This window comes from Gemmatimonadaceae bacterium, assembly GCA_030647905.1.
GTDB lineage: Bacteria > Gemmatimonadota > Gemmatimonadetes > Gemmatimonadales > Gemmatimonadaceae > UBA4720.
On record JAUSJA010000026.1, the window covers coordinates 313,326 to 334,108 of the forward strand.

Below are 20,783 nucleotides of genomic sequence, written 5' to 3' on the forward strand. Positions count from 1 at the left end.
TCATCACTTTGTCTCAAGCCAATTAATGCCTGTTCCCGTCTCTACCACCAGTGGAACGGAGAGGCTGGCGGCGTGCTCCATCTCATATTTGACAAGCGACCGAACTGCTTCAAGCTCCTCCACTGGAAGCTCGAACACAAGCTCATCGTGAACCTGGAGAAGCATTTTCGCTGAATGTCGAGCAGTTTTGAGCGAATCGTCAATCCGGATCATGGCAATCTTGATCAGGTCAGCGGCAGATCCCTGTATCGGAGAGTTTGCGGCAGTTCTCTCTCCGAATGCGCGGATGTTGAAGTTGCGCTCGCGTAGCTCAGGTATGTAGCGGCGCCGGCCGAAGATGGTAGTAACATATCCATGCTCGCGCGCGAACTCGACACTCGAATCAAGATATTTCCTGATCCCGCTGAACCTCTCGAAGTAGCGAAGGATAAACTCCTTGGCCTCCGCGTGCTCGATCTTCAGCTGGCGCGAAAGCGCATGAGCTCCCTGTCCATAGATCGTTGCGAAGTTGATCGTCTTCGCACGAGCGCGCATTTCGGCTGTGACCTGATCCACACCGACATCGAAGATGATTGCTGCGGTCTGACGATGAATGTCTCCGCCCGCATTGAATGCTTCCACAAAAGCAGGATCGCCGGATAGGTGCGCAAGGAGACGTAGCTCTATCTGCGAGTAGTCAGCAGTAAGCAGAATCCATCCTGGACGGGGGATAAATCCACGTCGGATATCGCGTCCGAGCTCCCGCCTGATCGGAATGTTCTGAAGGTTCGGATCGCTGGATGAGAGACGCCCGGTTGCGGCAACTGTCTGGTTGAAGGAAGTGTGCAGGCGACCCGTTTCAGGGTTCACCATGGCCGGCAAGGCATCCAGGTACGTGTTCTCGAGCTTGGCGAGCTCGCGATATTCCATGAGCAGGCCAGGGAGCAGATGTCCCGCATCGGCCAGCTCCTGAAGAACACTCGCATCGGTTGAAGGTCCAGTGCTTGTCTTCTTAAGCGTCGGAAGCCCGAGCCTGGTAAAGAGGATCTCCCGCAACTGGGGGTTCGAGTTGATGTTGAACTCGGTACCGGCGGCAGCATAGATCTGCTTTTCCACAGCTTCTCTTTCGCGCCGGAAGCGCTCTTTGAGAGAGCGAAACCACGACACGTCTATGGATATTCCCGTCCACTCGATGTCGGCAAGCACGCCCACTAAAGGAATCTCGATATTCTCCAGAAGAGGACGGACTTCCGAGCTGTCGAGCTGCGGTTCGAATATGCTCCGGAGCCGAAGGGTCATGTCGGTGTCCTCGCACGAATAGTCACGTGCTGCTTCAACCGGACATTCGTCGAATGGAATTGCCGATCTTCCTTTGCCGCACAGGTCTGTATACGACATCATCGAGTACTCGAGAAACTCGAGGGCCAGTACATCGAGACCATGTGATCTTCTACCGGGATCAAGAACGTAGCTGGCAAGCATCGTGTCGAAATCCAGACCCCGAAGACCTACTCCGGCACGACGAAGCACGAGCACGTCATATTTGGCATTCTGGGCCGTTTTCTTCACCGCTGGATCTTCGAGCAGATCCCTCAAGGGTCTCATCTCATCCGAGCTGATGGATGGCAGGTTTCTCACGGCGCTGGCGGCGTTTCCTGGCTGCTGCTTCTCCTGAAGCGTGACTCCGCCTGTGCCAGCCGAAGCCGTTGCCCTCCTTGCCTTGGAGCCGCTGGTCAGCGGCTCATCACCACCTCTGATCAGGCCTCTGTCCTCAGGGGCGTCTGTCGCCGAACGATCGCCAGCGGCGTCAATTAGGAGCTCTCCCTGCAATCCTTGTCCTGTCGAATGGCGGAGAGGCAGGTAGTACGCCTCTCCGGGCGCGACAGCGATGGCGATTGACACGAGGGTGGACCTCATCGGGTCAACCTTGAGTGGACTATCGGGATTTACTACCGTTTCCGTAGCCAGTGCGATCATACCTGCATCACGTGCACGAGCCACGAGAGCAGTCACCTTTTCGACGTCGTCCACGATCGTGTACGAGACCTTTTCGACGACAGGATCGTTCGCTTCAATCTTTACGGATTCAGCAGAAGCCGGGCTTTGTGCGGCAAGCGCACCGACCGTCTTTGCCAATGAGTGGAACTCGAGATCCATATAAAGATCCCGAAGCCTTGCATAGTCCGGCTCGTGCAGGCGCATTCGCTCACCGTCAAACGATACGGATAAATCGTCTCGTATCGTTACTAATTCCTTGGAAAGTCTGGCATTGTCGGCGTACTGCAGCAGCGCCTCACGGGGACGCTTCTTCGGGATCTCGTTCGCGTGCTCCAGGATGGACTCCAGGGTGCCATACAGGTCTACGAGTTCGCAGGCAGTCTTGTCGCCGATACCACGGACCCCGGGAATGTTATCCGAAGAATCTCCGACCAGCGCCAGGTAGTCGGTGACATGATGCGGCGGAACGCCAAGGCGTTCGCTCGCGTTTTCCATTCCGACCCAATGTTCCTCCACTCCCGCTGGACCACCACGCCCGGGGTTTAACAGCCACACTCCCGGCTTTACGAGCTGCTGGAAGTCCTTATCCCCAGAGACTATAACGATGTTCAGCTTCTGCTCGAGGCCCTTGGCCACGAGCGTGCCGATAACGTCATCGGCCTCATAACCGGGGAGCGTCACGACCGGGATACGATACGCCTCGAGAAGCTGGCATATCCTGTCCATTCCGCGATCAAAGTCCGCCTGGAGTTCCTCCGTCAGTTTTTCGCGAGTCGCCTTGTACGCCGGATAGACTTCATGCCGGAAAGAAAGGCCCGAGTCATGGACCCATGCCAGGTAGTCCGGCTTGTGCCTGTCGAGCAGCCTCTGGAGGAAATTCGAGATCCCCCATACTGCTGATGTATTCTCACCCTTGCTCGTGGTGAGAGGACGCGAAATCAGGGCGTAGAAGGCGCGGTAGATCAGCGCGTATCCATCTACCAGAAAGAGACGAGGGGATTCCGGAAGCTGCATCACTGAATATAAGGCGCCCCCGTCGGGGTTCCGCAGACAGGGGCCGTCAGGACCTTCAGTTCTTGAGCCGTTCCGGCGTTAGACCGGGACCATCGTGTGAACGTTGGTCGCGTGCAGGCCCTTGTTGCCGGTCTCGATGTCGAACTCCACCTGCTGTCCCTCTGCCAGCGTCTTGAACCCTTCCATCGAGATCGCAGAGAAGTGAACGAACACGTCTTCTCCACCGTCCTGTTCGATGAAGCCATATCCCTTGGCGTCATTGAACCACTTCACCTTTCCCTTTGCCATTTGAACCGCCTCCGGCATGTGATTCGGGTGCGCGCCTATATAGAATCGAGCCGGATTTTTGTCAAGTCGCTAATAATCCGCGCCTGTGCATCCACTTCAGTGAATCAGGAGACGTGCGTTTATGTTCTGGAACTCCGTCTCGCTGATCGGCGTCAGTCGCCATCTGCTCGAGCCGGATTCATCATAAAAAATGAGCCTGACCCGATACTGGCCATACTCCCAGTACTGGAGCCGGCCGCGTTGCGACACGGACGTGCGAGTTACCGGACTGTTCGTAGTCTGCTCGTAGAGCTGATCGGGCTCTCCCAATACGACAAAGACTCGTGCGCGGTCGGCAAGCCATCCCGAGCGGGCGCTGCCATCGTCCCGGAAACGAATGCCAGCTAGCCGCAATCGGGCAAAGTATGTCTGCAAGCCTTCGTGCTCCGGGGTGGCGGGAGCGGGGTCGCTAGCCCGGAGGAACGCCGCCCACGCTTGTCCCCGCTGCTCCACCGGAGCCTCCCGCAACATTTTCAGCCGTTCCGGCGATACGTAGTACCGCAGCTGGCTCATTAGATCTTCGTAGGAGAGAAGCGGTATGTCGCTGCCGAAGCTGACGAAGACCGGAGTCCTTACCGTATCGGTCGCGTCGGCATGTGTGAAAGTGACGTTCGCAATGCCTATCCCGACGCGGGATATTGGAATTGTTACCACTCCACTCAGCAGTCCGCCCGTCCTCTCCAGAACAGTCGTGTCGCGCCAGGTAACCGCCCCACGATCGTTCTGAACGACAAACGAGACAGGAAGCCGTGCCTGTTGGCCATATGCTTCCAGATAGACGGAAACCGTACTGTCCTGTCCGAATACCGCGCTGGAGCGCGGGCTTGCCAGAACCCGCGGTAGTGAATCGAGCGTTGACCGATGGCTCGCCTCGTAGACGAGAACTGGAGTCGAGAGACGCCCTTGAATAAGACGAGGAACGGTGATGGCGCCTTCCTGTGCTGCGCTCCTGTTGCTGGCGGCGTCCCTTACCAGGAATGAGATCGTATACTTACCCGGGGGTACTTCGAAATAGTTCTGAAAGATTACGCTCTCGTCGGTGCGATTCACTTCCTTGAACGTGGCTACCCGCACAATCTCGAGGGCGTCAACCGTCTTGATCTCGGTATTGCCCTGGCTCAGCTTGAGCCTCACCTCGTAGGACGCACGGTAAGTGTCTCCATCCCGAACGAAGCTGAGCGTCCGGTTGGAAATCGAGACACTCGCGAGAACTATCGTCATCTCCGGACTGCGTGCGGCGAAATAAGCGATCTTGCCCACGTACGAGAGGGGACTCCCGGTAGCAATGAGGCCCATCTGATTGTAAATGGTGGTCGGATCGCGGCCCTGCTCCACGGATCCGGTAACGACCGGAGCCGGAACAGAACCGGGGGAGGCGCCCTGTTGCTGCCGGCTGCACGCGGCACCAGCGAGAAACGGGAGATATACAAGGGCTGATCGACGAAGCATGAAAGCGCACATTGTTGGATTTACCCTATCTACCTAAAACGGTTTCTGTTACTTTCGCACGCGTGTCTCATCAGAGCTTGATCGGCTCAAAGATAGCCGGCTACACCATACAGGGTGAGGTTGGGGAGGGCGGTACATCGGCAGTGTACAGGGCCCAGCACCCTATCAATGGTACCGTCGCCCTCAAGGTGCTCAGAGAAAAGCTTCGCCATGACCGAACTGCCGTTGCCCGTTTCGTGCGGGAGGCGCAGTACGGAACCCGTGTACGGCACCCTAACGTCGTGCGCACAATCGAGATTGGCGAGTCCGAGACGGGCCTGCATTTTCTCGCCATCGAGTGGGCAGGTGGTGAGCTTCTCGAGAAGTACGCAAAGCAGCACGCCCCGCTGTCTTGTGAGGAAACCGCGATAATCATCACACAGATCGGTGCTGCTGTACACGCTTCACACGCAGCGAGAATTGTCCATAGAGATCTGAAACCCGAAAATGTGATGTATGATCCCGAGACCCAGCAAGTCAAGTTGCTCGACTTCGGGATTGCCACAGATGTCCAGGCGGCCGCCGATGAAAGGCTCACTCGGGCCGGTTTCTTCGTCGGATCGCTCATGTACATCGCGCCGGAGGCACTTTCCGGTGAGCTGGTAACCCCTGCGGCAGATCAATACAGCCTCGCTACTATCGCCTACTACCTTCTCACACGGGCATTGCCATACACGGCCAAGGCGCCTCGGGAGATGTTCACTCAGTTGTTAACCCTTCCGCCAATCCCCCTCAACGCAGCGAAAGAAAGACTCAAGTTCCAGCTGGCTCTCGAGAAGGTCGTTATGAAGGCGCTTTCCAAAGAGCCGGCGAACCGCTATCCGGACGTCATGGCTTTCACTGCGGCCTTTCAGGAGGCCGTATCAAGCCCGGCTTCGAAACAAGCTGAACTGGTTGAAGCCGAAGGCGGCGGAATGTTAGCCAGGATGCGCGGAATCCTTCGCCGTAACCCCTGATTCAGATTCGTTAACAGGAAGCCATAGCGTAAACGTCGATCCTTTTCCAGGTTCGCTTGCCACCAGAAGGTCCCCTCCCAGAAGTCGCGCAAGACGTCTCGAGATAGTCAAGCCAAGCCCGGTTCCCCGACGGGGTGAATCAGTTCGCGGGCCTGCTTCTACCTGCTCGAACTCTTCGAAAACTCGTTCCTGATCGGTTATCGCGATTCCGATTCCCGAATCGATTACCTGAATGGCAAGCCAGGAGATCGCCCCATCGTGTGCCATCGCAACCACCTGCGGCAGTCCCTCGTCAAGCCCGCTTTTACCCGGAAAGACACGGGTCTTTACCACTATCGATCCAGTATCCATGTATTTGATGGCGTTCCCGATTAGGTTCACGAGAATTTGCCGTACGTGCGTAGGATCGCTTCGAATCCTCGGCAGTGCTCCACCCATGACCAGGGAAAGGCTCAGGTTCTTCTCGTTGAGAAGAGACTCCACCTCGCTTGCCACGTCGAGGATGAATGGTCGAATGTCAAAGGATTCCGTATGCACGTCCAGTCTGCCCGCAGCCATCTTCGCCAAGTCAAGAATCTGATCGACAAGGTGACGCAAATGATTCGCAGATGCTTCAATCCGCTCGACCGGCTTTGCCTGCCTTGGACTTAGCTCTCCGTAGACCCCCTCTCGCAAGAGATCTACAAAGCCGACAATGGCATTAAGCGGAGTACGCAGTTCATGCGATACATTGGCGAGAAAATCGTTCTTCATGCGATTGGCACGAAGGAGCTCGGAGGAAAGCCGCTCCAGCTCTCTCGAGCGCTCGACTAGACGTGCAGCCTGATGACGCTCATGTTGCAGAAGAAACACGAGTCCGATCACGATAGCGGCGACAAACAGATAAACGAGCGGTTGCATCTACCTCCTTACGACAACAGGTGCAAATCCACGTGCCACCGCGTCTCACATCATACCGACGCCATGATACCAACTGCATATCCGGAACGCTATGAGCAACTTAGACACGCTTAGGCAGCTTCTTGTGGCACGCTCAGTAAAAACCGGAAGTTTTACTCTTGCTTCCGGAAAGTCTTCCAACGTTTACATAGATGCCCAGCTCACAACGCTCAGCCCAGAGGGAATGGTCCTGATAGGATCCGTCGGGCTTTCCCGTATTGAGGCGCAAGGATGGAGACCGGATTCAATCGGTGGGCTGACCATGGGAGCTGACCCGATTGCATTTGCAATCGCCCGTACAAGTGCTGACCGATCTAATCCGTTGAGAGCATTCACGGTCCGAAAGGAGCCGAAGTCCCACGGCACCAGTAACCTCATTGAAGGACCGTTCAGACCAGCCGACAGCGTCGTCATCATCGAGGACGTCATCACAACCGGCACATCAGCTATCCAGGCAATCGGTGCGATCGAGAATGCCGGGGGAAAGGTTCTTGGCGTTCTCGCACTTGTAGATCGCGAAGATGGCGGACGAGAAGCAGTTCGAGCGAGAGGATACGACGTTATATCGCTCACAACAATTACCGAGCTTATCAATTGAGCCCCGCTCTTTACTCACTTGGTCGTTGATCCAGTATTGTTTTGCTCATAATTTCGCTGGCGTGTAATCCAGCCGGGCGAGGTGGCTGCCGGCCGAAAGGACCGAAGAACGCCGGCATAGGGCAGAATCACTTCACTTCGAAAATACTGAAGCATCCCCGCGCCATCGTAGGACTCCCGGAATGCCACCGGTGACATCTTCATAATGGTTCGTACGTGGCGTCCGAAGCTCTGGGGTGAAGAGTAATCGAGATAGTTCGCGACACTAGCCACAGAGAGACCAGGGTTCTCGAACAGTTTCGCGGCTCGAATCAGACGCGCCAACGCCAGATATCTCTTCGGAGGAGGAAGCTTCGCCCGAAAGAATCGACTCATCAAAGTACTCGGTAGAATATGCAGCTGACGGGAAAGTTGCCGAATCGTATGAATCTGTGGAGTGTGGCTGAAAAGCAACTCGAAGAACCTCCAGCAGTCACTCGGCGCTCCAGAGAGATCAGCGCTCAACTGTCCGAGCGCTGTACGTTGAAGATCACTCGACTTTTCAGCCGCAAGTATCTCACGAAGCATTTGCCACCCGGAGGGATGGCGGGCATCAATCAGGATACGCACCCCCAGCTGTCCAAGATCCAGAAGGTTCTGTGGCGTCGAATACTGGGTTTCAGTCAACAGCGCCATCGCCGGAATACGTGGAAACTCGCGCACCATGGCTGCCATTCTTGCGCTGCTCTGTAACCCATAGCAGGCAATCGAGATCAGAACAGCTCCTGCTCTTCGCTCCCTCAGATCCGCCATGACTTCATCGAACGATTCGCGATGAAGAGCCGAATACAGTCCCTCAGCTGCTGCGTCCACGCGTTGTCGCTCGCCTGGAGTGAGGATAGTCGATACCGGCATCAGCTTGGACAATGGTTTCGATTCGCGCGACATGGCCGGCTCTCCCTGGCTGGAAAGGTTAATTCGTCAATGCCGGTCATTATAAAGGCACTGCGTCACACCCCCGTCACCGACAAAACACAAAACCACACCTGATTAGCCCATTTCCGTCAGCGCCCTGCATATATTTCAAGGTTATAGGAGATCGGTTGGACGGTCGCGCATTAGTATCCTCGCGATACTAATTCGAGGAAAGTCCGGGCTCCGTGGGTAGGGCTGCCAGGTAATGCCTGGGCATGGCGGGAAACTGCTGTGACGGAAAGTGCCACAGAAAACAAACCGCCTCTCCGGAGGTAAGGGTGAAAAGGTGGGGTAAGAGCCCACCGCGTCCATGGCAACATGGACGGCACGGTAAACCCCGGCTGGAGCAAGGCCAAGTAAGCGGCGAGAGTGCCCACCTCGATAAAGACGCCGCGGGTAGGCTGCTAGAGAGCACGAGCGATCGTGCTCCGAGAGAAATGATCGTCACGGTGGCTAGACCATCGAACAGAACCCGGCTTATAGACCGATCGCTTGATCTACAGCAGCCCTTTGCGGAGCTTTCCGTAGAGGGTTGTTGTTTTTTCCAGCGAATACGAACATGGAACATAAATGTTACACCGGTATAAGCTCACACTCTTGCTGACCATGATCGCTGGTTGTACGAGAGCGGTTCCAGCTTCGGGGCCTGTACCAAGGCCTGCAAATTCGACACACCCTTTATCCGCCACTGAATGGAGGATTATCCCGACTACCGAGCCGCAGGAATATCGCTCAATCGTCAACACAACCCTTGAGCTTGATTCGGCTTCAACCAGAATCCGTGACACTGTCACCGTTCACGCCCGCTTTACCCTGTCACTCAGGCGATTTCCGACACTAGTGGTAGTTTCAGGAAGTGTCGAGGCCTTCTCGATCGAAGCCGGTAGCAGGATAGGAGCCCCAGTTCGCTTAACCACGCTTCCTCTTTCTTTCGCCGGCCGGGTTACTACCAAGGGATTAACGCTCGAACCAGTAGGCGGACAAACCAAAGATCAAACTACTGACTGCGCAAACCCAGAACTGACCGCACTTGGTATTGTTGAGCGAAGCCTTATGGTAATACCAGAAGAGCTTCAACAGGGCGTCAGCTGGACTGATAGCAGCTCAATGACCGGATGCACTGGATCCGTTCCGGTTACGGTTATATCAATCCGGACTTACGAGGTTCTCGGCGAAACAGACTATGCCGGTACGATCGTAATTGCTCTCAAGAGAACTGACAGAAAATACTTCGGTGGTGAAGGTACCCAGGGTCAGCACAGGGTCATCATGAAAGCTGAAGGGTCTGGATCAGGTGTCGTTTACGTGAACCGGATCACCGGAACAATGGTCTATTACGAAGGGGAGCAGAACGCCATCGTTACCGTGACATCGTCCGGCCTAAACTACCGATTCATCCAGACCCTGAAAGAAAAGACAGCAGCGGTTCACTAAGCATTGCCTCAGTCAACAAGCCTGAGTGGCATTACGAGGCAGAAATACGAAGCTGGATCGGACCACCCTTCGGGCTCGAGTGTCGCAGCACGCTCAGGTGCCTTCAGGGTAATACGCACATCATCCGTCGGGATATACCGCAGGATTTCCAGCAGATAGCTTGCATTAAAACCGATATCCAGCTGATCACCAGTGTACCGAACTGGCAACTCATCCTGGGCTTCACCCAAATCTGGCGTCTGAACACTGAACTTCAGCATCCCCGAGTTAAAGGAGAGACGAATTCTGTGAGTCTGGTCGGACGCAACAACAGACATCCGCCTCAGCGCACTTACCAGTGCCACCTTATCAACCACCGCAATTCTATCATTATCCTTTGGGATTACCTGCTCATAGTTCGGATACGGCCCTTCAATCAATCGGGTATAGACGGCGGTAAAAGGAGAACGGAATCCAATATGATTTTCGCCGCGTCCGATTTCCAGTTCCTCTTCGGCTGGAAAAAGTCTACGAACCTGCTCCAACGCTTTTGGCGGAACAATAAGATCGTTGGATGGGGCCGAGTCCGAAGCAATCGGAACATCCATCTTAGCCAGCCGATGGCCATTTGTTGCTACCATGCTCATACGGTCAGGCCGAAGCTCCCATAAAACCCCATTGAGAATCGGCCTGCTTTCCTCTGTTGATACAGCAAAGGCCGTATGAGAAATAAGCTTCTGCAAATCTCCTGACTTGATTCGCCAGCTCTCGTCGAACTTGACCAAAGGAAACGTCGGAAACTCATCCCGAGGCAAACCAAGCAACTTAAACCGAGAACGTCCGCACTCCAGAGTAATCCGTTGTTCCCCGATCGCTGCAATCCTAACCGGAGCGGGCGGCAATTCCTTGGCAATCTCCGAAAGTTTCTTGGCTGGAATTGTTACCGCGCCCGACACCTCTACGTCTGCAGCGACCTCCGTACTGACTGCAATGTCCAGATCCGTCCCCGACAGCTTAATACCTCGGTCTGTCGTCTCAACCAGGATATTGGCCAGAACAGGTAACGTTGTTTTGCTCGGGATGCTCGCAGTAACGGCATTCAGGCCTTCCTGAAGCTTCTCTCGAGAGATTGTAAAACGCATCCCGTATCCTTCCTGTGTGGATAGTTTTGTTTGTTCTACTATAACTGTTCTAATAAAGACAAAAACAGTAGTCGTAGTAGAGGCTGTGGAGATGTTGATAGAAGGGCAGAAGTTATTGCATCTGCAGGAGTTCCGCCATTGAGGGCCATGTGGATTCTAGCGTGAAGGCAGGTTGTTTGTGCGCCAGTATCCTCGCGGATATGTGATATGAGTCAAGCGCGCAGTGATTCCAACATGGACCTGGCTTTATCAACGCGGCCTTTTAACACGGGATCAGCAGCGGTTGCCTTAGCAATCTTGTCAATACTGTGTATGACGGTCGAGTGATCTCGGCCTCCAAAAGCATGCCCGATTTCGATTAATTGGGTGCCAAGGAGCTCGCGCGCGAGGAACATGGCAATCTGGCGAGGCAGGGTAAGGGTCTTTGTACGAGTCTTGGAACGTAAGCCATCAGGAGTTACTCCCCACTCACGAGCGATGATTTGTTGAATGGTTAATATGGAGAGTACGAGCTGGCCAGCCTGAATTGTATTTTCACTTCCGCGAAGCTTATCACGTAGAGCCTCGCGTGCGACGTCAAGAGATATATCCCTATGCTTGAGTGAAGCATAGGCGAGGAGCTTGATGATGGACCCTTCGAGTTCTCTAACGCTTGAGCGTACGTTTTCTGCGATAAACCGAATGACGTCATCGGGTATTGTATGTTCGAGGTGGTCGAGATGTGCTTTCTGTTTTAGAATTGCGACGCGATGCTCAAAGTCAGGCAGTTCGATATCAGCGACCATTCCCCACTGGAAACGGCTAATTAATCGCCCTTCAAGACCGGCGATTTCGGAGGGTGCTCTGTCGCTTGTGAGTACGATCTGTCTTCCTGCTTCGTAAAGGGCATTAAAAGTGTGGAAGAACTCCTCCTGAGTTGCTTCCTTGCCTTTTAGAAAATGGACATCATCCAACAGCAGTAGGTCGGTCTCTCGATATTGGCGCCTGAAACCCGCATTAGTCCTGGTCTGAATCGCTGAGACGAGCTCATTTGTGAATTGCTCGGTTCCGACAAAAGTGATTCGAGTTTGTGGGCTTCTTTCAAGAATATCGTGGGCAATTGCCTGCATAAGATGAGTTTTGCCCAACCCGGTGTTACCATAGATGAACAAGGGGTTGTAGACCTTTCCTGGAGCCTGGGCGACAGCATGAGCAGCAGCCGCAGCGAGCTCATTTGACTTTCCTATGACAAAGTGGTCAAATGTGTATCGTTCGCTTAACTGTGCGGCACTGGCACCATGCTGGGCTTTTACTGTTGCGTTAGTGCTGGGAGGTGGTGCTACAAAAAAATCCATCTGAGATCGTTTTTTCCGCTCTTCATGAACGCGAAATATGACTTTGATCGGATGTCCAAGGGCAATCGGCGCATAGGCGGAGAAGAGCTCAGCATGTTTGGATTCGTTCCAGTCGGCGGCAAATTGATCTGGAACCCCCACTGAAATGATGTTGCCATCAATGCTGAGTGCTTCGGTTGGCTCGAGCCAAGTGCGGAAAGTCTGTTCAGGAATGTCTTGGCGAGCCCGGTCGAGAAGGCGCTTCCAAGTTTCAGCGGGAGTGAGTGACATAGGGGACGCAAACCGTAGCGTATCATTGTGGAAAAGTCAATTAGCATCACCATAGCCTGACTCAAGGTGACTTGCCGTATCTTCCACCAGGAGTTAGGTTTAGGGTTGTTTTCGTTTTAGTTCATATCGGCAATTTTGGAGCATTAATGGGCAAGCCAACCTACCGTCCTCGAAATAAGCGTCGTGTTCGTACGCACGGGTTTCGGGAGAGAATGTCAACCCGGTGGGGTCGCGAGGTATTGAGCCGCCGTCGGAAGAAGGGGAGAAAGCAGCTGAGCGTAAGGTTGCCGAGCAAGTACGCCGGCGCGTAAGCGGTTTGGCTATCCGCGTAGTTACAGGCTTACGCGGGAATCAGATCTAGAGCTGGTGAAAAAGGCAGGGAGACGGCTGTGTACCGAGCATCTTGATGTTCGGGCAACCGACTCCCTGTTTTCTCACGCAAGGGTGGCGGTAATCGTGGCGAAATATGGCCATACGATCGTTGAGAGAAACCAGCTTAGACGACGATTGCGTGAACTTGCCCGAACGAAGCTGATTCCATCCTCTGGCCGAGTGGATGTTGTCATTCGATCTCTTCCTTCTGCCTATGCAGCGAGTTTCGACAGGCTGCTGGATGAGGTGGAGATGATTGCCAGAAAGTTGTCTCCCGAGTTTGGGAGTTCATGAGAACCGCGCTGGTGCTGTTCATACGCGGCTATCAGCTGTGGATCTCTCCACTGTTTCCGGCTGCATGCCGCTATTATCCAACCTGCTCATCGTATGCGATTGAAGCAATCGAGAAGCATGGTACAGTTTCAGGTGGCTGGCTGGCGATCCGTCGGATCGCGCGATGTCACCCCTTCCGGCTGGGTGGTTACGACCCGGTCCCGTAAATGGACAAAAGACTCTCAATCGCCCTGCTTCTTACCGCCATAATCGTGGCGGTCACTCCGGTTCTATTTCCAACGTCTCGTCGCCCACCACCGGCGACCAGTGCTGTTACTCCGACACGGAACGCTGAACCGGCAACACCAGAACGCTCTCTGCCAGTCACCAGCCCGACGGTTCCCTTCGTAGTGGGCTCGGTGATTGATACGAGCGTCACCTCCCCTTCGATGCAGCCGGTGGTGCCGCCGCGGTCGGAAGTCACGACAGTGTTGACGGCGACAACTGAATATCAGTTTACGAATGTTGGCGCTGCGCCTGTGTCGGCAGTCTTTCGCGAGTATAAGAATCTCGGCCCGGCAAAAGGACCTGTCGATCTCAGGATTCCTGGGCGCCCGCTTCTCCGGTATTCCCTAGTATCGAAAGGAGACACGGTCCCGCTCTATGCGACTGCCTTTAAGCTCTTGAGCTCACAGGGCTCCGGCGGGAACAAGGTCCTGACCTATAGAGCTTCTGTAAATGGCCTGGGTGTCGTCGTCTCCTACGAGATAGCTCCTGACAAGTACTCCATAGCCATCAACGGGAGGATTGAGGGCGCAGCCGGGTCCACCTATCTGTTGGTGGATCTTCCGTCGAGTCTCCCGACGACGGAAGCGGACACCCTTAGCGACCTTCGTACGTTGTCCTATTCGTTTAAGCCGTCTCGTGATCATGCTCGAGGGGTTCCATTCAGTAAGCTGGATCCGGGGGAGAAAAGGCTGGAAGCAGGCCCTCTTACCTGGGCGGCAGTACGCAACAAGTACTTCGTCATCGGGCTGGTTAATCCTGAGGGCAGCGCGTTTGAAGAAATGACGCTCACTGGTGGTGTGCGCACGTCGAAGATTGCCACAACCGCTTCGGCCACCGCGGTCAAGGCGGTGAAAGGCGGCGCTTTCGCTTTCGACATGTACATCGGACCTCAACAGTCCACGCAGCTGCTTGCGATGGGGCGGGATTTCGATAACGTGAACCCCTATGGATGGAGCGCTCTTCAGCCAGTCGTAAACCCGATCGCGGCGCTCTGTATCAAGCTGTTGCTCTGGATGCACAAGCACCTGAATCTAAGCTATGGATGGGTCCTCGTAATCTTCGGAGTAGTCATCCGAGTAGCGCTATGGCCGCTCAATCAGAGTGCCATGCGATCGAGCATGAAAATGCAGGAAATTCAGCCACGGCTTGCTGAAGTTCAGAAGAAGTACAAGGACAAGCCGGAAAGGCAGCGCGAAGAAATGATGAAGACCTACAAAGAAGCGGGTGCAAGCCCATTCACGGCATTGTCCGGTTGTCTCCCGATGCTGATACCAATGCCGGTCTTGTTCGCGCTCTTCTTTGTATTTCAGAATACGATCGAATTCCGCGGTGTTCCGTTTCTGTGGCTGACGGACATCTCCATTAAGGATCCGATCTACATCCTTCCGGTCCTCATGGGCATCTCGATGTATCTGCTTTCGTGGATCGGACTGAGAAATGCACCGCCGAACCCCCAGGCAAAAATGATGAGCTACATGTTCCCCGTGATGATGACGTTTGTCCTCGCGAACATGGCCTCGGGGCTCAATCTCTACTACACGGCGCAGAATATCGCAGCGTTGCCACAGCAGTGGATGCTGGCAAGGGAGCGGCAGAAGGCGCGCCGCACGGGATAGCAGGTAAGGAAAGCGGCTGTGCGAATTACTTACATTGGTCACGCAACGCTACTAATTGAGATCGGTGGAAAGACATTTCTCACCGACCCCAACTTCGATCCAGCTCTGGGCAAGTTGCTACCCAGGGTAAGCGCGCCTGGTATTCTGCTTCAGAATCTTCCGCCAATCGACGCGGTATTCATTACACATGCACACGCCGACCATCTATCATTCAAATCCCTTGATGGTCTTCAGGACGGCGTGCCAGTGTTCTCTCCGCCAGTGATTGCCAGGTGGCTCAGCCGACGCGGCTACCGGAATGTTGTCGGGATCAATCCGGGTGAAACGATTAATACCGGGGACGTGGGTGTTTCCGCTGCATCGGCTACTCACAAGGGCTACCGTTATGGAATCGATCGGTGGCGCGGCGCGGCGAATATGTATCTATTTGATACTAACGCTGTCTCTTGCTTTTTCGCTGGCGATACTGGGCTCACGCCGGACAGCACGAAGATGATAGACGAGCGCCTCGTGCCCCACGGAAGGAAGCTCGACATGGCGCTCCTTCCCATAGGGCACGCGCCGTGGTGGAAACCGGGATTCCGGAAGGGGCATCTCACCAGTGCGGACGCCCTCACTCTGTTCGACCGGCTGGAGGCGAGGTATCTGATTCCCTATCACTGGGGTACGTTCGATCATGTCACGTCCAGGGCGCACGATGCAATCGAGCGCCTGAGAGAACAACTTCCGGGACACGCCAGGCAAGCCGATGTCCGGATTCTCGAACCAGGAATGTCTTTCGAGTTGCACTCAGAGCCAGGATGACGGTCGACCCTGAGCTGGCGGGGAGCCTCACCGGCGGGCGGGATACAATCGTCGCCCTCGCCACGCCACCTGGGCGAGGAGCGATCTCGATCGTGCGAATGAGCGGGCCTGATGCTCTCCGAATTGCGGAACGAGTGATAGATCCATGGCCGCTGGAGCCGCGCCGGGTTACGCTTTGCAGAGTCTCCGATGCTGATCAGGGACAGGTGCTCGATCAGGCCCTGATCACGGCGTTCATCGGGCCTGATTCCTTCACCGGGGAAAACCTGGTGGAAATATCGGGGCACGGTGGCCACTACGTACCAGCGTTGTTGGTGGAGACACTTATCTCATGTGGGGCCAGGCCGGCATTGGCAGGCGAGTTTACTCGTCGTGCCGTATTGAACGGCAAGCTGGACATGACGCAGGCGGAGGCTATCGGGGATCTGGTGGACGCCAGATCGCAGGCAATGCATCGCGCCGCATTAGGACAGCTTGACGGAGGATTATCCCGTCGGATTGCGGTTATACGAAGCAATCTCATATCCGTCGAGTCATTGATTGCCTACGATATCGATTTTCCTGAAGAGGATGATGGACCAATCTCCCGCAACAGGATTGGAATGGATGTAGAAGTCCTGCTCACCTCCCTCGACGTCCTGCTAGCAACGGTGCCCGTGGGGGAAATGATCCGTGAGGGGGCGATTGTGGTGATCGCTGGCAGGCCGAATGTCGGGAAATCGTCGCTCTTCAATGCGCTCTTGGGCCAATCGCGTGCGATTGTGACAGATACTCCCGGCACGACTCGCGATGCAATAGAAAGCTTTCTCGAGACGAAGAAGTGGCCTCTTCGTCTCGTTGATACGGCCGGATTGCGTGAGACCATAAACACGGTCGAGCGCATCGGCATCGAAGTGAGCGAGCGATATTTGAGCAGGGCGAATGCAGTACTTGCCTGCGGCGACAGTGATGAATCGCTGTCGGCAACGCTCGAAGCGCTCGAGGGCAGGACAGAATCTCCGATCATCAGGGTGAAAACGAAGGGTGATCTTGGGAGGAGAACTGCCAGCGGACAATTATTATCGTCCACGGCCGACGTTACTGTCAGCGCGGAAACCGGTGAAGGGCTCGCTAGTCTGATGGCCCTGGTGGATGGCGTTCTTTCTTCAAAGGTCGGTGCGGTCATCGCTGACGTTCCGATACTTACGAGAAGCCGTCATATTCAGGCGATACGGCAGGCACGCGCTGAGGTCGCGTCCTTCGGGGAGGCATGGCAGAACGAGATGCTGCCGGCCCCGGTTGCGGCTGTTCATCTACGGGCGGCCGCCACAGCTCTCGAGACACTCATCGGTGCGGTCAGTGCCGATGATGTACTAGACCGCGTGTTCAGCTCATTCTGTGTGGGGAAGTAGCGAGTTTAGGCGGTAGCTGCGGTTTCGCCCGAAATGGAGGCAATCTCCAACGCGCTGGCGCGGACCGTCCACGCGACACCCCTGGTTGCCATTGCCTGTTCGACCATTCGTGCGCCGATGTAGTAGCCACACCGGTCAGGTATCACGTAGTCACCGACGCGCCGGGCATCTTCGCTCATTCCATCGGACAGATATTTCAGGCGCAGGCCCAACCCGGACTTGTCGAAATTCCCGATGAGAGAGCGAGCGACGACAGGCCCCATCTCACGGATGCGGGCGTATTCTCTCCGGTCATATCCGTAGTACTCCCAGGCAGCATGACCGGGGCTGATCATGCGGGAAATCTGGACGGCAATCCCCTCGTTGATGAGGAGCTCTCGGAGGGTCGCTCGCTTGCCGGTCTCCCAATAGGAGTAGCTCCCGTTCATCTCGTCGATGATGGTCCGCATTTCACTCCGGCTTCCCGGCGAGGTATAACGCACCCCGTGGGCAATCTCGTGAGAGAGCCAGAGTGGAATCAGCTCGGGGTCCAGGCCCAGTCCACGTGTTTCCGGGTTGGCTATGCTGGTGAAGTGCTCGAGGCATACGAAAGCCACTCCCCGACCGTTCACGACGAGCTCTCCAGCGTTTGCCGCTCCGACACCGATCATGAGAACGACGTCAATATCGGAATCAATCTCGAGAAGGGTACGACATTGATCTTCGGTGTTCCGGGCCAGGGTGACTACATCCATCCTTTCGAGCATCGTCCGTAAATCGGTGCGTCCCGCCAATGCCGCCGATTTCACGACTTCGGAGAAATGCGGACTATCGGGCTCGACGACGTAGTTGGACCAGTAGGCTTCGAGGAGACTGCGGTGGTTATCGAAGTAGCGGAGGTATGCCGCGATGCGATCGGTGCTGTTCAGGACTGCGAAGAAGTCAGGCAGCAGGTTGATCAGCATCAACAACCAGGTCATGAGTGAGATGAGAGCGCGGCGCGCTCGAAGGATGCGAGAAAATACTCTGACTGGAAATTTCCAACAAGAGCGATAATCCTTCGCAGCGAAAATAAAACATGGCACAAGAATTCCTTTACGCGCCACCCGGTGCTATGAGGACGAAGGTGACATCGAGGTGGAGCCAGGTCACCACCACCGCCGAGCAGCAGAGGACCGATCCGAAGGAATGGTTCGGCTAGTGAAGCGTCACGTACGGCAGCGTCCTGTCTAGCGTGTTCCGAACAACCTGTCCCCTGCGTCGCCGAGGCCGGGGAGAATGTAGCCCTGGGAGTTCAACTCGCGGTCGAGCGCGGCGCAGTATATCTGAACGTCAGGATGATCTGTCGCCAGTTTCCGAACTCCAGCCGGAGCGGCGACTAGGCAGAGGAATCTGATCCGCGTTGCACCCGCTCTCTTGAGGGAACTGACAGCCGCTGCCGCGCTCCCTCCGGTGGCAAGCATCGGATCGAGCACGAAGAAATCTCGCTCGGCGACATCACCCGGGATCTTGAAGTAATAGTCCACCGGCTGAAGGGTATCGTGGTCGCGATATAATCCGATATGTCCGACGCGAGCGGCTGGAACGAGGCGGAGAATACCCTCCACCATGCCAAGTCCCGCGCGAAGTATGGGAACGAGAGTGAGCTTCTTTCCGCTGATATGTCGCCCGACGGTAGCCTCGAGCGGAGTCCTGACGTCCAACGGCTCGACAGTGAGATCGATCGTGGCCTCATACGCCATGAGCATTGCGATCTCATCGACGAGCTCCTTGAAGATCTTCGTCGGAGTATCGCGATTTCGCAGTATCGTCAGCTTGTGCTGGACGAGTGGATGCCGGATAATTGTGAGCGTCGGAAACTCAGCGATCGGTTCAATCATTTACGGTACTGTTTACCCCGTGAATTCACTGGCATGACCGCCTGAAGATACGAATTATCCGACTCTAACATATCTTCATCTCCCGTTTGTATGAAAGAATACCAGGCCGTTGTGGTCAAGCTCACCAGACACACCCGTGAAGACGAGGACACCCTGACGGACCTTCTCAACGAGCGAAGCCGGGGCGGGTGGGAGCCGGCTCTCATGTCGCAGGACGAGCAGCGTCTGACGATCCTCTTTCAGCGTAGCGCCATCGCCGAGGGCTGAGACCAATTGGAAATCACATTCGCAGGCGCAGCCCGGGAGGTCACAGGGTCGTGTCATCTGCTGCACGTGAGCAATCACACGGTGGTTCTGGATTGCGGGATGTTCCAGGGGAGGCGGAGGGAGTCAGCGGAGAAGAACAAGACACTGCCGTTACCCATCACTGACATCGATGCCGTAGTCCTCTCGCACGCGCACATCGACCATGCAGGGCGTCTTCCGTTTCTCGTTTCTCGGGGATACGGAAAGGCGATCTGGGCTACATCTGCGACCCGTGACCTTAGCGCTCTGATGCTTGCCGACTCGGCGCATATACAGGAAAAGGACGCTGAGTTTCTGGCAAGGAAGAACAAGGATTTCGTCGAGCCCTTGTATGGGATGCTGGACGCCACCCGTACAATGGATTTGATGATTGGTGTTCCGTACAACAAGCCATTCGACGTGGTGCCCGGCGTGAGAGGGACATACGTGGATGCCGGCCACATCCTTGGCTCTGCTTCAGTGATTCTCGACTGCACGGAAGGAGGCGTGACAAGGCGCCTTGTGTTTTCAGGTGATATCGGCAGGTCCGGACTGGCGATAATACGCGATCCGGTAGCTCCAGCTAACGCCGACGCAGTCATCATGGAATCCACCTATGGTAATTGCGACCATGAATCGATTGATGGGGCGCGTGCGCATCTGGCGCGGGTAGTCAGGGCGACAGCGGCGAGAGGCGGAAGGGTGCTGATACCGGCCTTTGCAGTCGGGCGGACGCAGGAGCTGCTCTATAGCCTGCATTCACTGTTGCGAGAGGGAGCCATTCCGTCGATCCCGGTCTATATGGATAGCCCTCTCGCGATCGATACGACGACCGTGTTCGAGATGCATCCGGAGACCTTTGACCAGTCCGAGGACATGGTGAAGCGGGTCAAGGAGCTGTTCGAATTTCCGCTTCTTCATTTTACGCGTGATGTGGAAGAATCGAAGGCGATCAACCATGCTAAGGGTCCGATGATTGTCATTGCAGCATCCGGCATGTGCGAAGCAGGACGTATACTTCATCATCTGGCAAATGAAGCCAGCGATCCGAGAAACACGATCCTTATTGTCGGGTTCCAGGCGGAGCACACGCTTGGTAGGCGAATTGTCGAAAAGCAGCCGATGCTGAAGATATTCGGGGACGAGGTTCCACTGAGGGCTCAGATCGAAGTGATCAACGGGTACAGCGCGCATGCGGATCGCACGGAACTGATGATGTGGATAGACAGAGTCAAAGCGGCCTCACCCCGGCTCGGTCCCATCTGGCTTGTGCATGGTGAGGCCGAAGTCCAGGACGAGTTCAGGACGAGCCTTACGTCCAAGGGCTATTCCGTGAGCTGTCCGGAGCCCCACACACGGGTTGCCTTCTAGGTAATTTCAGGGATGGGCTGGGCATTGAGGGCACTGGGTCGAATTGTAGTGAGCCTTCTTCTCGGCGTTGCAGTGTTTTGGGCCGGGTGGATGGCGGCTGTTCTGGTGTGGAG

At 55.4% G+C, this 20,783-nt stretch carries 20 protein-coding genes and 1 other RNA gene; 12 read left to right on the top strand and 9 right to left on the bottom strand.

Annotated features, from left to right (window positions below):
* Nucleotides 1–3: 3 nt before the first annotated feature.
* The 3 genes from polA to Q7S20_07725 form a co-directional block, all read right to left on the bottom strand.
* On the bottom strand, nucleotides 4–2,991 hold the full coding sequence (gene polA, locus Q7S20_07715; protein ID MDO8501716.1) for a DNA polymerase I: 2,988 nt from the start codon (nucleotides 2,989–2,991) through the stop codon (nucleotides 4–6).
* A gap of 78 nt (nucleotides 2,992–3,069) precedes the next feature.
* Nucleotides 3,070–3,279 carry a cold-shock protein gene (locus Q7S20_07720; GenBank protein MDO8501717.1) on the bottom strand — a complete coding sequence of 70 codons (210 nt, stop codon included), beginning with the start codon at nucleotides 3,277–3,279 and terminating at the stop codon, nucleotides 3,070–3,072.
* A gap of 96 nt (nucleotides 3,280–3,375) precedes the next feature.
* Nucleotides 3,376–4,653, bottom strand: a complete 1,278-nt coding sequence (locus tag Q7S20_07725; protein MDO8501718.1) for a GWxTD domain-containing protein — start codon at nucleotides 4,651–4,653, stop codon at nucleotides 3,376–3,378.
* Nucleotides 4,654–4,844: 191 nt separating this feature from the next.
* On the opposite strand from Q7S20_07725, the gene Q7S20_07730 reads away from it, so the two are divergent.
* On the top strand, nucleotides 4,845–5,762 hold the full coding sequence (locus tag Q7S20_07730) for a serine/threonine-protein kinase (protein ID MDO8501719.1): 918 nt from the start codon (nucleotides 4,845–4,847) through the stop codon (nucleotides 5,760–5,762).
* On the opposite strand, the gene Q7S20_07735 is transcribed toward Q7S20_07730, so the two are convergent.
* Nucleotides 5,724–6,662, bottom strand: a complete 939-nt coding sequence (locus Q7S20_07735) for a HAMP domain-containing sensor histidine kinase (GenBank protein ID MDO8501720.1) — start codon at nucleotides 6,660–6,662, stop codon at nucleotides 5,724–5,726. The genes Q7S20_07730 and Q7S20_07735 overlap by 39 nt on opposite strands.
* Before the next feature lie 91 nt (nucleotides 6,663–6,753).
* Between Q7S20_07735 and pyrE the strand changes: the two genes are divergently transcribed.
* Entirely contained in the window at nucleotides 6,754–7,299 is a 546-nt protein-coding gene (gene pyrE / locus Q7S20_07740) for an orotate phosphoribosyltransferase (GenBank protein MDO8501721.1), read from the top strand.
* A gap of 14 nt (nucleotides 7,300–7,313) precedes the next feature.
* Here the strand turns inward: pyrE and Q7S20_07745 are convergent, their stop codons facing one another.
* On the bottom strand, nucleotides 7,314–8,225 hold the full coding sequence (locus Q7S20_07745; protein ID MDO8501722.1) for a helix-turn-helix domain-containing protein: 912 nt from the start codon (nucleotides 8,223–8,225) through the stop codon (nucleotides 7,314–7,316).
* Between the two features lie 147 nt (nucleotides 8,226–8,372).
* Here Q7S20_07745 and rnpB point away from each other — a divergent pair.
* An RNA gene (rnpB, locus tag Q7S20_07750) (RNase P RNA component class A) lies at nucleotides 8,373–8,748 on the top strand.
* Nucleotides 8,749–9,092: 344 nt separating this feature from the next.
* Entirely contained in the window at nucleotides 9,093–9,686 is a 594-nt protein-coding gene (locus Q7S20_07755; protein MDO8501723.1) for a hypothetical protein, read from the top strand.
* Between the two features lie 8 nt (nucleotides 9,687–9,694).
* Here Q7S20_07755 and dnaN read toward each other — a convergent pair whose 3' ends face one another.
* Both dnaN and dnaA read right to left on the bottom strand, forming a co-directional pair.
* A complete protein-coding gene (gene dnaN, locus Q7S20_07760) occupies nucleotides 9,695–10,807 on the bottom strand; it encodes a DNA polymerase III subunit beta (protein MDO8501724.1) in 1,113 nt (370 codons plus the stop codon).
* A 212-nt stretch (nucleotides 10,808–11,019) separates the two neighbouring features.
* The gene (gene dnaA / locus Q7S20_07765; GenBank protein ID MDO8501725.1) at nucleotides 11,020–12,411 is read right to left on the bottom strand and encodes a chromosomal replication initiator protein DnaA; all 1,392 of its coding nucleotides are present in this window, start codon (nucleotides 12,409–12,411) and stop codon (nucleotides 11,020–11,022) included.
* A gap of 146 nt (nucleotides 12,412–12,557) precedes the next feature.
* Here dnaA and rpmH point away from each other — a divergent pair, with 146 nt between their 5' ends.
* The 5 genes from rpmH (at nucleotide 12,558) to mnmE (ending at nucleotide 17,155) form a co-directional block, all read left to right on the top strand.
* Nucleotides 12,558–12,722, top strand: a complete 165-nt coding sequence (gene rpmH / locus Q7S20_07770; GenBank protein MDO8501726.1) for a 50S ribosomal protein L34 — start codon at nucleotides 12,558–12,560, stop codon at nucleotides 12,720–12,722.
* 351 nt (nucleotides 12,723–13,073) lie between these two features.
* Nucleotides 13,074–13,283 carry a membrane protein insertion efficiency factor YidD gene (gene yidD / locus Q7S20_07775; GenBank protein MDO8501727.1) on the top strand — a complete coding sequence of 70 codons (210 nt, stop codon included), beginning with the start codon at nucleotides 13,074–13,076 and terminating at the stop codon, nucleotides 13,281–13,283.
* Entirely contained in the window at nucleotides 13,284–14,960 is a 1,677-nt protein-coding gene (gene yidC, locus Q7S20_07780) for a membrane protein insertase YidC (GenBank protein MDO8501728.1), read from the top strand.
* 18 nt (nucleotides 14,961–14,978) lie between these two features.
* Nucleotides 14,979–15,764: an MBL fold metallo-hydrolase gene (locus Q7S20_07785; GenBank protein MDO8501729.1), complete on the top strand. Its 786-nt coding sequence runs from the start codon at nucleotides 14,979–14,981 to the stop codon at nucleotides 15,762–15,764.
* Nucleotides 15,761–17,155, top strand: a complete 1,395-nt coding sequence (gene mnmE, locus Q7S20_07790) for a tRNA uridine-5-carboxymethylaminomethyl(34) synthesis GTPase MnmE (GenBank protein MDO8501730.1) — start codon at nucleotides 15,761–15,763, stop codon at nucleotides 17,153–17,155. Before Q7S20_07785 ends, mnmE begins: the two co-directional genes overlap by 4 nt.
* 5 nt (nucleotides 17,156–17,160) lie before the next feature.
* Here the strand turns inward: mnmE and Q7S20_07795 are convergent, their stop codons facing one another.
* The gene (locus Q7S20_07795) at nucleotides 17,161–18,114 is read right to left on the bottom strand and encodes a hypothetical protein (protein MDO8501731.1); all 954 of its coding nucleotides are present in this window, start codon (nucleotides 18,112–18,114) and stop codon (nucleotides 17,161–17,163) included.
* Nucleotides 18,115–18,212: 98 nt separating this feature from the next.
* Here Q7S20_07795 and Q7S20_07800 point away from each other — a divergent pair, with 98 nt between their 5' ends.
* On the top strand, nucleotides 18,213–18,335 hold the full coding sequence (locus Q7S20_07800) for a hypothetical protein (GenBank protein MDO8501732.1): 123 nt from the start codon (nucleotides 18,213–18,215) through the stop codon (nucleotides 18,333–18,335).
* A 28-nt stretch (nucleotides 18,336–18,363) separates the two neighbouring features.
* On the opposite strand, the gene upp is transcribed toward Q7S20_07800, so the two are convergent.
* Entirely contained in the window at nucleotides 18,364–19,014 is a 651-nt protein-coding gene (gene upp, locus Q7S20_07805; GenBank protein MDO8501733.1) for a uracil phosphoribosyltransferase, read from the bottom strand.
* 90 nt (nucleotides 19,015–19,104) lie between these two features.
* Here upp and Q7S20_07810 point away from each other — a divergent pair, with 90 nt between their 5' ends.
* Both Q7S20_07810 and Q7S20_07815 read left to right on the top strand, forming a co-directional pair.
* Nucleotides 19,105–19,281, top strand: coding sequence for a hypothetical protein (locus tag Q7S20_07810; protein ID MDO8501734.1), 177 nt, complete (start codon nucleotides 19,105–19,107; stop codon nucleotides 19,279–19,281).
* Nucleotides 19,282–19,287: 6 nt separating this feature from the next.
* On the top strand, nucleotides 19,288–20,670 hold the full coding sequence (locus tag Q7S20_07815; protein MDO8501735.1) for an MBL fold metallo-hydrolase: 1,383 nt from the start codon (nucleotides 19,288–19,290) through the stop codon (nucleotides 20,668–20,670).
* Nucleotides 20,671–20,783: the final 113 nt, after the last annotated feature.